The sequence below is a fragment of the Cetobacterium sp. ZWU0022 genome (assembly GCF_000800875.1).
Lineage (GTDB): Bacteria > Fusobacteriota > Fusobacteriia > Fusobacteriales > Fusobacteriaceae > Cetobacterium_A.
The window spans coordinates 1-16,059 of record NZ_JRJZ01000105.1; the positions used below are offsets into that span (position 1 = coordinate 1).

A 16,059-nucleotide genomic window follows, 5' to 3' on the forward strand; every position below is an offset into this window, starting at 1 on the left:
AAGCAGTTCAGATTTCATTGATAACATTGAAACAATCCCTAAGAATACCATCGAAACCATAACCATTACCGTTGCAACTGGTCTACGTATAGCAATACCTGCTAATGACATATATTTTTCACCTCTCCAATTTTTATTTTTTTTATACTATAATCAAAATTGTCAGGTATGTTTTCTTCAGTTATTCGTAAACTTAGTATTCCTCTTGAATATCCGCCTGTTTCTAAATTATTTTTAAGATTATCAACTTTATGTTTAGAGAGATAGAATTTAAAACTATTTTGAGAGTGATACTCAACATTATAATTATTTAGATAGACATTATATTTTTTATAATCAGGTGTTCGAGAAAATATATTATAAAAAGTCCAAATAAAGTTTAAATTTTGAGGTAAATTGTGAACAGTTATCTCATATATTTCATCGTCATTTAGTTCAACAACTTCACCTTCATAATAATTGCCTTTAGTGGGAAATAAAGCTAACTTATATTTATTTTCTATTTCAGAGTTTGAACTACCTTTAAGTTGCTCATAAAGATTGAATGTAGAAACGATAATTCCCTGAATAAAATCAGTAATTTTTTTAGGGGATATCTCTGAACTTAAATTCTCTTTATTTTTAATATTACTTATTTCTTTAATTTTTATATTGCTTATTGAATTATCTTTTAACAAGTCATTTTTATAAAATTCTCTTATTATTAAAATGTAATCATTTGGAGACGTTTGCAACATATTTTTTTGTAAATATAACTTAGGAGAAACTATCAATTCAAATTTATTATCTTTAATATATTTAAAATCTTGAGTAGAGATAACATTAGTTGGAATATTTTCATTATTATTTAAAGAATATAATTGAAATGTTATAAACTCTAAATTTTTTAAAGATCCGGATATAATATATTCAAAATTTTTAGAGAGAAAGAAAGATTGATATCTAACTGTAGGATTATCACCTAAGATTTTTCTATTATTTTTCATCCAATCGATTAATTTTGGTTGAGTAGATAAGAAGTTTGTTAGAAATAGTTCGTTCCCCAATGAGAAACTATCTAAAATAAATCTATTTAACTCCTCGCTTTCTAAACTATCCAAATCTTTATTTACTATAAACTCAGATGTTATTGTGGATAACTCTTTAAATGGAGATTCTGTTTTTGCAAACGAATTTTTTTTAAAAGAAAAAAATAATAAAAAAATATAAAAAAAATATAAAATTAAAGTGCGTATTTTAACCCACCTCCCACTGTCCAGAAGTAATCTTTTTTAACAATAGGAGATTTTTTTATTGTGTTTGACAAAACTTCATAGCTCCCAAATGTATAGATAGAGAATGACTTATTTAATTTTTTTTCTAAAGCCATGGATACTCCCACTGCATAAGTTTCCTTAACAGAATAAGGGGCTGTTATTAAGCTGTTCTTTTTAGCTTCATCAGCTGTTATTCCAAAATAGTAGTTTGAAAAATCTCTAGAATATATATTTCCATAGATTGATGGAACGAAAAGAAAGTTATGGGGTAGAGTTATACTTCTTAATATATTTAAGCTAGTTTTATTTCCCTTCTTTCCAAAATTTGTAGAGAGTGAAAGATAGTTGTCTTCTAAAAATTTATAGTCTAAAGATAGCCCACTCATAATTTGTGATTTTCTTTTTTCAATATTTTGATAGCCAACTTTTAAATCCTTGCCTTTGATTGGATAACCTGCAAAAAATTCACTGCTTATTGAAAGAGATAGTGTTTCATCGCCCCAAAAAGTATATCCAATTTCACTACTTTCAATAAAAAATCCGTTGTATTGAATATCTAAGGTAGGCAAAACATAAGAGTTTTGCTGTTTTTTTGTTTTATAGACTGAATTGTTCACACCACTAGATAAACTTAATGAGAAATTGTTGCTAGCTAAGAGTATTGAAGGTAAAAATAGATTAAAAAATAATAATTTTTTCATAAATAATCTCCCGTTACTTTAATTTATTTTAATTTTAATTCTAAAGGAAAAATTGAAAATTTAATAAAAACATACACAAAATTTAATGAAAAGGTACACGAAAATTAAAAAAAGTGTATCAAATAAAAAAAAATAACCATATTTATGAATTGATATTTTCAATTGACAGCAAATTTAAAAGGTGTTATATATAAATAATATTTAAAACTGAAGGGAGATGTATAGAAAAATGAGAGAGTTTAAAATTTATTCTGATAAAAATATTTTAAAGGGAATTCATTATGAAGCAAATTCTCAAAATAAAAAAAATGGAATTATTCTAATGTGCCATGGATTTGCAGGAGTTCAAAATTTGTTTTTTCCAAAATATGCTGAAAAATTTTCTTTAGAGGGATTTGATGTTATTACCTTTGACTATAATGGGTTTGGAGAAAGTGAAGGAGAAACACAGATAATCCCTACAAATCAGATGAGAGATATTTCAAATGTTATTTTATATTTGAGAAAAAATGAGGATTTTAAAGATAAGCAACTGTATTTATGGGGAACTTCTTTAGGTGGGTTATATGTATTGAAATTAGCGGCTACACTACCTGAAATTTCAGGAGTATATGCACAAATTACATTTTCAGATGGACTAAGAAATAATACATCTTTATTAGATCTTGAAGGAAAGGAGAAGTACTTGAACCAGCTTGAAAATATTAGATATAAGGAGATTTCAGAGAATAAGAGGTTATTACTTCCTCTAAAGAAATTGTTATCTGATTCTCAAAGCAAAACATTTTTAGATAGATATAAAGAGGAGTTTTCAATGCTTTTGAGCACAAAATTATCCTTAGCAACTATTAGTGATATCAATGAGTTGTCGATAGATTCATATTTAGATAAAATAAATGTTCCGGTATTACTTTTAAAAGCCAATAATGATATTGTGAATCTACCTCAGGAGATGGATTTTATATATAAAACATTAAAATGTAATAAAAAATTATTAGAATATGATTGTGGTCATTATGATGTCTATGAAAATGAGGTATTTTTATCATCTATAACTGAACAAATAAAGTGGTTTAGTAAAGAAAAATAAAATAGATTTATAAAAAAGAAAGGGAAGATTTATGTTAGAAAATGAAAAAAATCAAAAGTTGATAATTTTGTTAAGTACACTTTTAATATTTGCAGGATGTACCAGTTCTAAAGTAAAAGAATATACGGGAATGTATACTTATGGTCATGAAGTTGAAATATTTACTGATGATAAAACAGGACAAGAATATTGGATCTATGACGGAGAAAGTGATAAGTTAAATAGGCATATGAACGAATTGTTAATCAAAGGTGAGACCGCTTATTCAGAGGTTAAAGTTAAAATTAAAGGAATTGATAAAGGTAAAGCAACTAATGGGTTGGCAAAAGATGGGGATAGAGTGCTGAAGGTTTTAAAATACGATATAATAAAATAGTGAAAAACTGGAGGTTTTGATATCTCCAGTTTTTATAAATTATGCTTTAATAATATCTTTATATTTCTCTGGATATTTATTAAAAAGAAATTTAACAAAAGAACATTTCGATAAGACATCCTTCCAATGGTTTTACCGTTGTTATCTTCATCATGAAAGATTTTCATTTTCTACCATTTCCTTTGAAAGTCAGTTTTAAATTATTTTAAATATTTAGTATTTCTAATTCACTTTTTATTTATTTACTTCTTAAAGTATTATAAACTCTTTCAAGAGCTTCTTCTAAAATTAATCTAGGACAAGCAACATTTATTCTTTGGAATTTCTCCCCAGTCATTCCAAATAATTTTCCTTCATCAAAAGCAACCTTTGCTTCATTTAATAATAAACTTGTTAATTGTTCATCAGTTAAATTATAATTATTAAAATCTAACCATGCTAAATAAGTTCCTTCTGGAATTACATATTTTACAGCGGGCAATTTTTTATCTAAGAATTCTTTTAAATATATTAAATTGCTATCGATATACTTATTTACATCTTTTAACCATTGTCCTCCACTTGTATATGCTGCTTTTGTTGCTGAAATTGCAAATGGTGATGGATTAGAAACAGCCATTTTATTAGTTATCTCATCTTTCCAAAGCTCTTTTATATTGTCATTAAAAATAAATATATTTGATAGATTAAGTCCTGCTAAATTGAATGATTTACTTGGAGCAGTACAGATTACAAGTAAATTTTTTATAGTATCTTTTAATTTTCCCATTGAATTAAAAGTTATTCCCTCTCTTAATAAATCACAATGAATCTCATCTGAAACTATATAAACATTGTATTTAGAACATATGATAGCTATCTGTTCTAATTCTTTTTGATTCCAAACTCTACCAACAGGATTGTGAGGACTACACAAGATAAGCATTTTATTATTGGGATTTTTAGCTTTCTCTTCTAAATCTTCAAAATCAATTTCATAATATCCATTATTGTTTACTAAGTTATTCTCAACAACTCTTCTATTGTTATTTTTAATCATATTTTTAAATGGATAGTAAACAGGAGATTGAATAATAATTCCATCCTTTTCTTTAGTTAAAGCTCTTATAAGTATTCCCAATGCAGGAACGATTCCAGGGCTATAGAAAATTTCACTTTTATTAACAGAATACCCATATTGTTTATTTACCCAGTTCGTAATAATGTCATAATATTCGTCATCAAAAGAACTATAACCATAGATATTACTGTTAACTCTTTCTTTTAAAGAGTTGACAATTGAATTACAACATTCAAAATCCATATCAGCAACCCACAAAGGTAAAACTTCATGATTTAAATCAGGATACATAAAATTAATAAAATCCCATTTGATTGAATTTGTATTTTTTCTTTCTTTTAAAATATTAAAATTATTCATAAAACCTCCTCATCATATAGTTAAGTAACCTAACTAAAATTCACTTGATACATTTATACTTCATAAATAAAAAAAGTCAAGGTCCTTAACTGAATTTTTTTATATTTTTTAATACTTGACACAAGTGAATAAAAAATATATACTAACACTAATGTTTTGATTATCAAATAATTTGTATAATGAATTGGAGGGGAAATGAAAAAAAGAATAGGATTATTAGCTTTTTTACTAGCAACAACAGGATATGCAGAGGATATATTTTTTAATGAGAGTGATCAAGAAAAAGGACTTGTAAAATTAGAGGAGTCGGTTATAACCACAACAGGGTTTGAAACAAATATAAGAGAAATACCATCAAATGTAACGGTAATAAGCAGTCAAGAGATTCAAGAAAAGGGATACACAAGCGTTGAAGAAGTTTTAGAAAAAATTCCAAGCGTAACTATAACAAAAGGAACCTTTGGAAGTACTGTAGATTTAAGAGGTCAAGGTTCAGATAAAGCTAGAAGTAATGTAAAAATACTTGTAGATGGTGTTTCGATTGTTCCTTTAAATAAAACTCATACAAGAATTCCTTTAGATTCTATAGATTTGAATACCGTTGAGACAATCGAAGTAATTCCAGGTGGAGGAGCTGTACTTTATGGAACAGGAACAGCCGGTGGAGTTATAAATATAATTACAAAATCTGGAAGTGGAATGAAACCTACAAATAGAGTTAATTTTGAAATCGGTTCTCATGGACGAGAAAGAATATCGACTTCTGCAGGAGCATTATTGACAGAAAATTTATTACTTCAGACAAACATAGCTTATGAAGAGGGCGATTCATACTTAGATGAAAAAAATCAAGAGCTTGTAAGTGCGGATATTTTAGCAAAATATAAAATATCTAATAAATCAGATGTTACTCTGAAATTTGAAAAATCAAAAGATAAGAGTCAGGATCCAGGTGGAATGTTAACAAAAGAAGAATATGATGAAGATAGGCAACAAATTGGAAGTTCGGCTTCTGTAAATCAAAATACGGAAATAAATAGAGATATGGTTACAGCTATTTATAATCAAGAGCTGTCTGATTCTTTCAGATTTAGTCTTCAAGGAACTTATCAAAGAAAAAATGATAGATTTTCTTCTGACAATGGTAACAAATCAGTTCAATTTTTAGATAATGAAATAAAAGAAGAGCAAGTAGATATAAAGCCAAAACTCCAATGGAGATATGGAGAGAATAGTAGTTTGGTTATGGGATTTGACTATAGCTATTTGAAATCATCTAGAGATATTGAGGGAGTTGGAAGTAGAAATCAAAATGCTTTAGATAAAAGAGCAAGCGAAAGTTATTCGATTTATGCTTTAAACAGTTATAAGTTAAATAAAATTGAATTGATTCAAGGAGTTAGATATAATCAAACAGAAAATAAGTATGAAACAAGAAATAGATTAAATCCTATAAGAAGTACACCAGAAAGTACAGATACAATGGATAATATGGCGTATGAACTTGCACTTAATTATTTATACTCTGATACAGGGAATAGTTATATAAGATGGGAGAGAGGGTTTAATACACCAAGTCCAACAAGTATTTTTAATAATCCAAATAATTCACAAATAGCAAATGGATTTGAATATGGTCTTTCTGGAGTAAAGGATGAGACTTATGATTCCTTTGAAATAGGAATGAGAGATTATTTCATGTTTTCATATATTAGTCTAGCAGCTTTTTATAGTGAGACTACTGATGAAATTTATAGAGAAGGAAATTCTGCAAATTGGGTATCATATAACTTAGATGAAACTCGAAGAAAAGGAATAGAGTTATCATTTGAACAATATTTAGGAAAGTTCACATTATCAGAAGGATATTCATATATTGATGCTGAAATTACAAAAGGGAACTATAAAGGGAAAAATGTTCCTGGAGTATCTAAGAATAGTTTTCACTTGAGTGCAAAATATGATTTCAATCCAAAAGTAAATACAATTTTGTCAACAGTTTATAAAGATGCGATATATGTGGACAGTAAGAATACCGGGGGTAAAGTGAATGATTATATGGTCACAAATCTAATTGTAAATTATAAGGTTAACGATGCGATGAGACTATATGCTGGAATTAACAATGTATTCAATGAGATGTATGCAGATAGTTTAGATATAGATGGAGATATTTTATATCGAGCAGCGGATGAAAGAAATTATTTTGTTGGAATAAATTATATTTTCTAAAATCAAATAAAGGAAATTAAGTTAAGAAATAGTATCAAATATATAGGATGTAAATACTAAATAGGGGGCACTATGGAAAAAACATTGCTAATAATAAAACCGGATGCAGTTGAAAGAAAGTTGATAGGGGAGATTATTCAAAGAGTTGAAAGAAAAGGATTGGAAATAAAAGCTCTAAAGATGGAAACGATTTCGTTAGAAAAAGCTAAAAAACATTATGAAGATCATAGAGGAAAAGAATTTTATGATAATTTAGTTGAATTTATAACATCTGGTCCACTAGTTTTAATGGTGATAGAGGGTAAAGAGTGTATAAAAATAGTTAGAGCTATGGCAGGAAGCACTTCACCTATAGATGCGGTTCCAGGAACTATAAGGGGAGATTTTTCGTTAGATGTATTAAAAAATATTGTTCATACTTCTGATAGTTTAGAAAGTAGCGAAAGAGAGATTAAAAACTTTTTTAAAAATATTTAATAAATTTTTTATAAAAAAAGGAGTTTATTAAAAATACTGTATAAATAAATATATGCTGAAAAAAGAGAGGTGTATTTTATGGAAAATAAAAAAAAATTAGAAGAGTTAAAAAAAGAAGCTACGGAAAATTTAAAAAAAGTTGAAGAGGTAAAAAAAGAAGAACTTGAAGATTTCTGGGAAAGATTTAAAAAATTAGAAAAAGTTTATAAAGATAATTTTGATAAACTTATAGCAGCAGAACTATTAGATGTTAAGATGTTAATTTTTAAAATTGAAGAAAAATTCAAATCGAAAGATGATAAATAAAAAAGAGCACACTATTCAGTGTGTTCTTTTTTATCGTTTGATATATTAACTCTAGTAAACTCTTTATAATCTCTTAAAACATCAGCATAGCTTCGAGCTACATATCCAATAAGAGTTGCATCATCTACCCATCCAGCGACAGGGATTAAATCTGATACAGCATCAATAGGTGCAATAACATATACTATAGCTGTAGTTAAAATAAAGAAACATTTTTTATCTAGTTTGTATTTTTTATTTTTTGTATCTTTTATTAAATTTATAATAAGAAGTAGATCCTCAGCAGTAGCACCTAAATTCATGGCTTTTTTTACAGCCAATTTCAAATCCTTAGAAGTTAATTTTTTTCCACTAAAGCTTTTAAAAAATTTTAAAATTATTTTATCCATAGACACTCCACTTAAAAATTACTGTATTATAGTATAATTCTTTTTTTAAAATTATTCAAGTTGTTTTTTTATGTGTTGGTGTGATTTCAAAATATACATTAACAACTATAATTAGATTATATGTATATAAAAATTATATTTTTAAAAGATGTAATTATAGAGTATAATTTATATCATGAATAATAATACCATAGGGAGGTACACACTATGAAAAAAGCGGTTTTATTTTTGTTAGCACTTTCCACATTAAGTTATTCAGCACCCAAGACATCATACAAAACAGGAGTGGCCTTTGCACTAGGAAGTTATTTCAATACTCCGGCGGTAAAGGTATTAGAGGCTGACAGAGTTGTTCAGCTAGAAGAGGGCTTATTTGCTCAAAAAATAAAATATCAAACATATAATGATTTTGGTGGACAAATCATAAAAGAAAAAATATTTGTATTAAAACAAATAAATTCTACATATTCATTTGTTGAAAAACTAAATGTAGGAGAAATAGATTTATAATAAAAAAAGACCTGTTAACAGGTCTTTTATTTTCCGAGATTATAGATAGTCCTATAATTAAATAATATATAAAATAAACAATAAAATTCTAAACGAGTATTCTAATATTTTCTTTTTTTAAATATAATAAAGTAATTAAAGCCATTAAACACTCTGTAATTGCGGAAGCTAACCATAAACCCTTTATTCCAAATTTCCATGACAAAATAAAAATCAAAGGAATTGTTAAAAAACATTGTTTAGAAACATTTAATATTAAACTTGTTTTAAATTTTCCAATAGCTTGAAAATATCCTGCTCCAATAACATTTATTCCTAAAAGAAAAATCATAGAAAAATAAATTTTAGAACTATTTATTGCAGTTAATTTTAATTGATAATCAGTTTTTGCAAAAATATTCATAAGAAAATCACTTGCTAAAACAGTTACTAAAAATCCAAGAGTGGCAACAATTGTGCTATATAACAAAGATTTTTTACAAATCTTTTGAACTCTATTTAAATTTTCACGTCCATAGTTATATCCTAAAATAGGTTGTGTTCCTTGATAAATTGCAACAATAGGCAAAAATACTATAAGATATAAACTACTTAAAATTCCAAAAGTAGCAATATATAAATCACCTCCAAGTTTTTTTAAAATAATATTTGTAAGAACAACAACAAGTGCAGTAAAAAACTGGACTAAAAATGCTGGTGTACCAATAATCGTAAGTTCTTTAACTCTCTGCCACTTCAATAGTAGATTGTAAGGTTTTAATTTCAAATGTTCACTGTATTTACTCAAGTATATCAGTTGAGAAATAACAGCTATGAAATTTCCAATAACTGTAGCTAAAGCAGCTCCTTTCATTCCTAAATTTAAAATATTTATAAAGATAGGATCTAAAATGATATTTGTCAAACATCCTATAAGTCCAATTAACATAGCTTTTTTAGGTGCTCCACTGCCAATTATCATTTCATTGGTTCCAACATACATAACCTGTAAAAATATTCCAACTGAAAGTGGTTTTAAATAGCTCATTGTATAATTAAAAAGTTCTCCACTTCCACCTAAAGCTAAAATAACTTTATCTGTAAATAAAAATAGTAAAATAGTTTGAAGTATTCCTATTAAAAATAGTAAGGTGAATCCATTCCCAAGAATATTTTCTCCACGCTTTAAATCTCCTTTTCCTAGATTAATACTCATAAGAACACCGGATCCAATTCCAAATAAAAGTCCTGTGGCTAAATTAAATGTAGAGATTGGCATTGTTAAACTAACGCCCGCAATTCCCATTCTTCCAATATAATAACCTATAAAAAATCTATCGGCTAAATTATAAAAAATATTAACTCCCATTGCAACTAGTGCTGGAAGGGAGTATTGAATAATAAGTTTACTAATTTTTTCTTTTTCTAATTTTTCTAACATGTCAAATTCTCCTTGTATTTAGTCTCTAAATAAGATATCATAGTTTCATCTAAAAAAACCGGATATATATCCGCTAATTAAAAAAAGAGGTTAAAATGAAGAATGAAATAAAATACTATTTAAAAAAATATAATTTAGAAAATTGTATAAAAAATGAATTTTTAAATAAATTATATATAAAAAGATTTCAAAAAGGCGAGATGATATTTTCTGTAGAAGAAGAATCACAAACTATATATTTTTTTGTAGAAGGAAAAGTTAAAGTCTATTCAGCATTTTACGGAAATAAAGAGATTCTTATTGAGTTTACTAAACCTATGCAAATTTTAGGTGAAGTTGAATATATTCAAAATAAAGATATAAATGTAAATGTAGAGGCATTAACACCTTGCATTATGATTGGAATATTAAGAACTGATTTCAAAAAAATGATTAGTCAAAACGATGAGCTTTATGAGCTTCTTTTAAAAACAATAACTGATAAATTAACTACAACGATGAGCAGAGTATTAAGTTATCATCAACAACCTTTAGAAGAAAGAATTTTAGATTATTTAAAAGAATTATCAAATCATAATAAAATAGAAAAAATAAAGTATATAGATATGGCAGAGTATTTAAAAATTTCTGATAGGCATTTAAGAAAAGTTTTGAAAAAACTTGTAGAAGAACAAAAAATTTTAAAAAATGGAAAAAACATTCAAATTTTATAAACAAAAAAAGGATAGATTTAACTATCCTTTAAAATGTTTATCACATCAATAACTTTTTTATTTTTAAGATTATAATAAACCCATCCGCCATTTTTTTTAGAAGCTAAGATATCAGCTTCTTTTAAAATTTTTAAATGTTGAGATAAATTAGATTGTGTAGCATTAAAAAAATCTTGTATTTTACAAACGCAAAGACTTTCTTCATTTGAAAGTAATTTGATTATTTCTAATCTTAGCGGGTGAGCTAAAGCTTTTAGGATTTTCACTTCTTTTTCCATTATATTTCTCCTTCAAATACTTATGATGATTGTATCTAATAATACTATGGTATCGTACAGGAGAGAAAAAGTCAATGAATTATTCTCTTATCTCTTTTGGATAGTTTGTAATTATTCTTGTAACGCCCATTTTTTTTAGTATTTCTGCATCTTTAGATGAATTGACAGTCCAAACGTTTATATCGATATTTTTACTCTTTAGATACTTCACATCTTCTTCAAGGATAAAACTTTTAGCAGGGTGATATGCAGTTAATTCAAATCCTAAATTTTCAATATATTTATCTAAATTAATAAGAGTACTTTCAACTAAAATTCCAATTTTGATAGACGAATCTAGATTTTTTAGATTTTTTAAAAGATTGTGACTAAAAGATGATACTATAATATTTTTAGTTGGATATTGTTGGATTATATCTACTAAAACTTTTTCAGAACCTCTTTCTCTTGAATACTCTTCTTTTAACTCGATATTGATTAACATGTGATCTGGAATTAGATCTAAAGTTTCCTCTAAAGTAGGGATCTTTTCTCCTTTAAACTCTTCACTAAACCAACTTCCAGCATCTAATTTTTTCAACTCTTCTAAAGTGTGTTCTCTAACATATCCATTACCATTCGATGTTCTTTCTAAAGTCCAGTCATGAAAAATAACCATTTTACCATCTTTGGTCTGTTGTACATCAAATTCAAAACCATCACAACCATCAACCATAGCTTTTTTGAATGCTGCAATTGTATTTTCTGGAGCTGTTCCTGAAGCTCCTCTATGTGCTAAAATTTCCATAAATCCTCCCGAGATTAACTTACTTAATAAATTTCAAAATCATTATATTTTTTTTGAACTTAAAAGTCAAATTCATTTACAGGATTTAAACAGAGATTTTTTTTATATTTATAAAAGTATCGTAATATGCTACCTGACCTCCAATGTCTGAAGCTAAACTATTTGTTAAAAAATTAGGATTACCTTGAGCTTTACTCCATTGCATAAAGATATAAGCCTCATCTTTTTTTAAATCGAAATCAATTTTGATTTTTGATTTTATACTTCCATTTTTAGATGAAACAAGAACAATATCCCCCTCCTCTAATTTTTCAGAATTTTCATGAGATATAAATATCTGAGATATATCTTCAATATCACCAACATGTTGATTAAATAGAGAATTTTTAGCATGTGGTGTAATTAGTCTGATGGGATATTCACTAGAATTTTTAGAAGCTTTCATAAGTATAGGCATAGGTTCAGCTCCATCCTTTAATGCGGTTTCACTATATATTTCAATTTTTCCAGAAGGGGTATTAAATTTTTTATCTTCCCAAGCTACATGCCCCTTTTGAATATTAATGTCCCTCTTTTTAAGATCATCTAAAGTTATGTTTAAAGGAGCGAGTACTTTATTTAGATATTCCTCTTTTGAAACAATAGGATAAGATTTTAAATTCATTTTTTTAGCTAAACTTTGGAAAAAGAAATATTCATCCATCTCTTTAGTTTCAGGATCTACAACTTTTTCATTATACATAAGTGAAGGCATAAGCATAGAAGAGTATATAATATCCTCACTTTCTAAAGTATTTGTTACTGGAATTATTAAATCACTGTTCTTAGCAGTATCAGTTAAAAACATATCAAAACAAACTTTAAATGGAATAGATTTATATGCATCTAAAGTTTTATTTAAATCAGGAAGTTGATTCAAAGGATTAGCCTTACTTATAAAAATAGCTTCAATAGTATTTTCTTTTACGAAATTAGCAAAATTTGTGATTGCGAACTCTCTAGAATTAATCGCGTAATTCGAACTAAGGTATGGATCTCTATTTAAAATTTGAGGATATATTTTACTAGAATAAAAAACACCAGCTCCACTTTTTCCAATATTTCCTGTCATAGACATTAAAGCATCGATAGCTCTAACATTATTTCCACCGTTAATATATCTTTGCATACCATAACCTATAAAGGTCATTACATTTCCAATAGATATTAATTTAAATAACTCATTAATTTTTTCGCTTGATACACCACACTCCTCAATCAATTCATTCATATTTAATGTTGAAAGATATTTTGAGAATTTTTCAAATCCATAGATATTTTCATCTATAAAATTTCTATCTACAGTATTTTTTTCTAAAGCTAATCCACTTAGAGCTAAAGCTAAAGCTCCGTCACCTCCAGCTCTCAAATTTATATGAAGATCACTTATTGTTGATGTTTCATTTTTTCTAAAATCAATAGTTACTATTTTAATTCCTAACTTTTTCATTTCAACAAGTTTTTTATAAAGATGAACAGAAGTCACTGCAGGATTTCTAGACCAAAGAATAATTACATTAGCATTTTTCATATCATCTAAATCACTAGTTTGTCTTCCACCAAAATCATAATCATGAGCAGCACATCCAGCAGACCAGCAAGTTCCACCTGTTGCTGTAGATATTCCACCTAAAAAATTAAAAAATATATCGTGAATACCTTTTAATAATCCACCAGCTCCTGACTCGCTATAGTGAATGATTGAATTTGTAAGTCCATCTTTTTTTATTTTTATTAACTTTGAATTTACAATTTCTATTGCATCTTCAAAGCTGATTTCTTTAAATCCCTCTCCTACTTTTAATAGAGGTTTTAAAATACGATTTTCATCATACAAACGATTTAAATGTTTTAAACCTTTTGAACATAAAAATCCATCAGTTAACGAATTGTCTCTACTTCCTTCTAGTTTTACAACTCTTCCATCTTTTTTATAGACATCAATTTTACAAACATCAAAACAATCTAAAGAACAGCTATTTCTAAAAATTTTCATCAAAAACCTCCTAAAAAATTTAAATAAATTATATCATATTTTTAAAAAAAATGTTATGATGAAAGGATGAGAAAAAATTAAGGAGGACAATGTGAAACAAGAATTAACACTACATAATGGAGATATCAAGAGATTACTTGTAAAGTATTCTATTCCTGCCATAATTAGTATGCTAGTAAGTGCCTTATACAATGTTGTGGATAGAATATTTATAGGGAATATGAAAGATGTTGGAGCTTTGGCCATAACAGGAGTAGGGATAACTATGCCAATAGTTACAATAGCTTTAGCCTTTTCAATGTTAATAGGAATAGGAGCTACAGCTAACATCTCAATTAAATTAGGAGAAAAGAGAAGAGATAGCGCTGAAAAAATAATGGGAAATATTATCACACTATCTATAATTTTAGGATTAGTAATAACAATTTTAGGAAGTATATATAAAGATCCTATATTAAAAGCTTTCGGAGCAAGTGAAAATACACTGAAGTACGCAAGAGAATATATAACAATTATACTTTATGGAACTGTTTTTAATATAATGGGATATGCTTTAAATAGTACAATAAGAGCTGATGGGAATCCTAAAATCTGTTCAGCTATAATGGTAATAAGCTGTTTTGTTAATATAGTGCTAGACCCAATTTTTATATTTACATTTGGACTAGGAATAAAAGGAGCTGCAATAGCGACTGTGTTATCACAAGTTATGACAGCAGTTTTATCATTTGCATACTATATGAGTAAAAAATCAAATTTAAAAATTAAAAAAGTTAATTTAGCTTTAGATAAAGATATTGTAAAATTAATTTTGGCAATCGGAATTTCACCTTTTACAATGCAACTAGCAACAAGTATGGTTCAAGTTGTAAATAATAACGCTTTGAAGTTACATGGTGGAGATTTAGCAATAGGTGCTATGGCAACCGTAAATGCTGTCGCGCTACTTTGCTTCATGCCAGTTTATGGAATTTCTCAAGGTGCTCAACCTATTATTGGTTATAATTTTGGTGCTAAGCAATACAAGAGAATGGAAGAAGCTTATAAAATTGCGACATGGTCTGGAATAATAATCTTTGCTATCGCATTATTTTTAGTTGAAGTTTTCCCAGCAGCTATAATTGGATTATTTAATAAAAATCCTGATATTATGGCAATTTCGATTCACGGTATGAGAATATATTTAATGGCGATGCCTGCAATTGCTGTAGGTATGGCTGGAAGTAACTATTTCTTAGCTATAGGAGAAGGGAAGGCAGCGATGTTCTTAAGTTTATTAAGACAAGTTATACTATTAATTCCTTTAATTATGATTTTCTCTAAAATGTACGGATTAACAGGAATATGGTTAGCACAACCTATTTGTGATTTGATTGCTGGAATTGTAACTTTAATAATGGTAACTAAGAATTTAAGTAAATATAACGGATCTCAATCTTCATTATTTAAAATGAGGGTATACGAATAATAAAATAAATATAAAGTAAAAAGGACTCATTTTCTATAAAAAGAAAAATGGGTCCTTTTTTCAAAGAACCCATTTTTCACCACACACACACTTTACTATACATCATAAGGAAATAATGTACTGAGTTTAGTATATATGAAATTAATAAATTTAACAAATATAATAATTATATGATATAGATATATTAAAAATAATATATCTACTCAAAAAAGGAAAAATATTTAAAAATCAGTATATTTAAAGTGTTAAAAATAATTTAATTAAAAATCTATTGACAAAATGAGGAAAATATAATAAATATCTTAATAGAAAGTTAAATACTTTCTCAAAAATTAAAAGGAGATTAAAATGGCTAACGGAAGAATGAACTTTGATCAATTCGAAGATGATGAAATGGATTACATTCCAAAAGAATTTGGAAGAGGAGGAACTAAAGAGGATAAAAAAAAGGTTCTGAAAATGAAAAAGGATTTTAAAGAAAAAAGTAAAAATAGAGTGGTGAATGACAAAAAAAGATTTAATGAGCTTATTTTAGAAGAGGAATAATAATTAAGTAAAAGATAGATTTAAAAGCTGGCTAAGCCAGCTTTTTATATTCAAA

The 16,059-nt window shown here is 27.1% G+C and carries 17 protein-coding genes; 9 read left to right on the forward strand and 8 right to left on the reverse strand.

The annotated features are described in order from the left end of the window. Positions 1–101: 101 nt before the first annotated feature. Complete coding sequence (locus L988_RS08470) at positions 102–1,100, reverse strand: hypothetical protein (protein WP_156110645.1); 999 nt, start codon at positions 1,098–1,100, stop codon at positions 102–104. Positions 1,101–1,222: 122 nt separating this feature from the next. Next, positions 1,223–1,957: a MipA/OmpV family protein gene (locus L988_RS08475; RefSeq protein ID WP_047383395.1), complete on the reverse strand. Its 735-nt coding sequence runs from the start codon at positions 1,955–1,957 to the stop codon at positions 1,223–1,225. Positions 1,958–2,186: 229 nt separating this feature from the next. On the opposite strand from L988_RS08475, the gene L988_RS08480 reads away from it, so the two are divergent. Both L988_RS08480 and L988_RS08485 read left to right on the forward strand, forming a co-directional pair. Then, positions 2,187–3,047: an alpha/beta hydrolase gene (locus L988_RS08480; RefSeq protein WP_047383397.1), complete on the forward strand. Its 861-nt coding sequence runs from the start codon at positions 2,187–2,189 to the stop codon at positions 3,045–3,047. Positions 3,048–3,078: 31 nt separating this feature from the next. After that, complete coding sequence (locus tag L988_RS08485; RefSeq protein ID WP_047383399.1) at positions 3,079–3,423, forward strand: hypothetical protein; 345 nt, start codon at positions 3,079–3,081, stop codon at positions 3,421–3,423. 238 nt (positions 3,424–3,661) lie between these two features. Here L988_RS08485 and L988_RS08490 read toward each other — a convergent pair whose 3' ends face one another. Continuing rightward, positions 3,662–4,843, reverse strand: a complete 1,182-nt coding sequence (locus L988_RS08490) for a MalY/PatB family protein (protein ID WP_047383401.1) — start codon at positions 4,841–4,843, stop codon at positions 3,662–3,664. A gap of 195 nt (positions 4,844–5,038) precedes the next feature. Here L988_RS08490 and L988_RS08495 point away from each other — a divergent pair, with 195 nt between their 5' ends. The 3 genes from L988_RS08495 to L988_RS08505 all read left to right on the forward strand — a co-directional run bounded on the left by L988_RS08495 (position 5,039) and on the right by L988_RS08505 (position 7,858). Then, a complete protein-coding gene (locus L988_RS08495; protein WP_047383403.1) occupies positions 5,039–7,075 on the forward strand; it encodes a TonB-dependent receptor in 2,037 nt (678 codons plus the stop codon). A 72-nt stretch (positions 7,076–7,147) separates the two neighbouring features. Continuing rightward, entirely contained in the window at positions 7,148–7,552 is a 405-nt protein-coding gene (gene ndk, locus L988_RS08500) for a nucleoside-diphosphate kinase (RefSeq protein WP_047383405.1), read from the forward strand. A gap of 78 nt (positions 7,553–7,630) precedes the next feature. Then, a complete protein-coding gene (locus L988_RS08505) occupies positions 7,631–7,858 on the forward strand; it encodes a hypothetical protein (RefSeq protein ID WP_047383406.1) in 228 nt (75 codons plus the stop codon). Positions 7,859–7,869: 11 nt separating this feature from the next. Here the strand turns inward: L988_RS08505 and L988_RS08510 are convergent, their stop codons facing one another. Then, on the reverse strand, positions 7,870–8,247 hold the full coding sequence (locus L988_RS08510; RefSeq protein ID WP_047383408.1) for a YkvA family protein: 378 nt from the start codon (positions 8,245–8,247) through the stop codon (positions 7,870–7,872). A gap of 207 nt (positions 8,248–8,454) precedes the next feature. Between L988_RS08510 and L988_RS08515 the strand changes: the two genes are divergently transcribed. Further along, complete coding sequence (locus L988_RS08515; protein WP_047383410.1) at positions 8,455–8,757, forward strand: hypothetical protein; 303 nt, start codon at positions 8,455–8,457, stop codon at positions 8,755–8,757. 88 nt (positions 8,758–8,845) lie between these two features. On the opposite strand, the gene L988_RS08520 is transcribed toward L988_RS08515, so the two are convergent. Continuing rightward, positions 8,846–10,177, reverse strand: a complete 1,332-nt coding sequence (locus L988_RS08520; protein ID WP_052191772.1) for an MATE family efflux transporter — start codon at positions 10,175–10,177, stop codon at positions 8,846–8,848. A 95-nt stretch (positions 10,178–10,272) separates the two neighbouring features. On the opposite strand from L988_RS08520, the gene L988_RS08525 reads away from it, so the two are divergent. After that, positions 10,273–10,890: a Crp/Fnr family transcriptional regulator gene (locus tag L988_RS08525; RefSeq protein WP_047383412.1), complete on the forward strand. Its 618-nt coding sequence runs from the start codon at positions 10,273–10,275 to the stop codon at positions 10,888–10,890. A gap of 17 nt (positions 10,891–10,907) precedes the next feature. Here the strand turns inward: L988_RS08525 and L988_RS08530 are convergent, their stop codons facing one another. The 3 genes from L988_RS08530 to L988_RS08540 form a co-directional block, all read right to left on the reverse strand. Further along, complete coding sequence (locus tag L988_RS08530; protein ID WP_047383413.1) at positions 10,908–11,168, reverse strand: metalloregulator ArsR/SmtB family transcription factor; 261 nt, start codon at positions 11,166–11,168, stop codon at positions 10,908–10,910. 79 nt (positions 11,169–11,247) lie between these two features. Beyond that, on the reverse strand, positions 11,248–11,955 hold the full coding sequence (locus tag L988_RS08535) for a glycerophosphodiester phosphodiesterase (protein WP_047383415.1): 708 nt from the start codon (positions 11,953–11,955) through the stop codon (positions 11,248–11,250). 85 nt (positions 11,956–12,040) lie between these two features. Next, positions 12,041–13,990, reverse strand: a complete 1,950-nt coding sequence (locus L988_RS08540; RefSeq protein ID WP_047383417.1) for a molybdopterin-dependent oxidoreductase — start codon at positions 13,988–13,990, stop codon at positions 12,041–12,043. A 91-nt stretch (positions 13,991–14,081) separates the two neighbouring features. On the opposite strand from L988_RS08540, the gene L988_RS08545 reads away from it, so the two are divergent. Both L988_RS08545 and L988_RS08550 read left to right on the forward strand, forming a co-directional pair. Beyond that, a complete protein-coding gene (locus L988_RS08545) occupies positions 14,082–15,458 on the forward strand; it encodes an MATE family efflux transporter (protein ID WP_047383419.1) in 1,377 nt (458 codons plus the stop codon). A 348-nt stretch (positions 15,459–15,806) separates the two neighbouring features. After that, positions 15,807–16,004 carry a hypothetical protein gene (locus L988_RS08550; RefSeq protein WP_047383421.1) on the forward strand — a complete coding sequence of 66 codons (198 nt, stop codon included), beginning with the start codon at positions 15,807–15,809 and terminating at the stop codon, positions 16,002–16,004. Positions 16,005–16,059: the final 55 nt, after the last annotated feature.

Excerpts from the sequence above, each read along its gene's own strand:
- L988_RS08535 (WP_047383415.1), bottom strand. The coding sequence starts at position 11,955 with ATGGAAATTTTAGCACATAGAGGAGCTTCAGGAACAGCTCCAGAAAAT.
- L988_RS08520 (WP_052191772.1), bottom strand. The coding sequence starts at position 10,177 with ATGTTAGAAAAATTAGAAAAAGAAAAAATTAGTAAACTTATTATTCAA.
- ndk (WP_047383405.1), top strand. The coding sequence starts at position 7,148 with ATGGAAAAAACATTGCTAATAATAAAACCGGATGCAGTTGAAAGAAAG.
- L988_RS08475 (WP_047383395.1), bottom strand. The coding sequence starts at position 1,957 with ATGAAAAAATTATTATTTTTTAATCTATTTTTACCTTCAATACTCTTA.
- L988_RS08480 (WP_047383397.1), top strand. The coding sequence starts at position 2,187 with ATGAGAGAGTTTAAAATTTATTCTGATAAAAATATTTTAAAGGGAATT.
- L988_RS08510 (WP_047383408.1), bottom strand. The coding sequence starts at position 8,247 with ATGGATAAAATAATTTTAAAATTTTTTAAAAGCTTTAGTGGAAAAAAA.
- L988_RS08525 (WP_047383412.1), top strand. The coding sequence starts at position 10,273 with ATGAAGAATGAAATAAAATACTATTTAAAAAAATATAATTTAGAAAAT.
- L988_RS08505 (WP_047383406.1), top strand. The coding sequence starts at position 7,631 with ATGGAAAATAAAAAAAAATTAGAAGAGTTAAAAAAAGAAGCTACGGAA.
- L988_RS08550 (WP_047383421.1), top strand. The coding sequence starts at position 15,807 with ATGGCTAACGGAAGAATGAACTTTGATCAATTCGAAGATGATGAAATG.
- L988_RS08495 (WP_047383403.1), top strand. The coding sequence starts at position 5,039 with ATGAAAAAAAGAATAGGATTATTAGCTTTTTTACTAGCAACAACAGGA.
- L988_RS08490 (WP_047383401.1), bottom strand. The coding sequence starts at position 4,843 with ATGAATAATTTTAATATTTTAAAAGAAAGAAAAAATACAAATTCAATC.
- L988_RS08515 (WP_047383410.1), top strand. The coding sequence starts at position 8,455 with ATGAAAAAAGCGGTTTTATTTTTGTTAGCACTTTCCACATTAAGTTAT.
- L988_RS08485 (WP_047383399.1), top strand. The coding sequence starts at position 3,079 with ATGTTAGAAAATGAAAAAAATCAAAAGTTGATAATTTTGTTAAGTACA.
- L988_RS08540 (WP_047383417.1), bottom strand. The coding sequence starts at position 13,990 with ATGAAAATTTTTAGAAATAGCTGTTCTTTAGATTGTTTTGATGTTTGT.
- L988_RS08530 (WP_047383413.1), bottom strand. The coding sequence starts at position 11,168 with ATGGAAAAAGAAGTGAAAATCCTAAAAGCTTTAGCTCACCCGCTAAGA.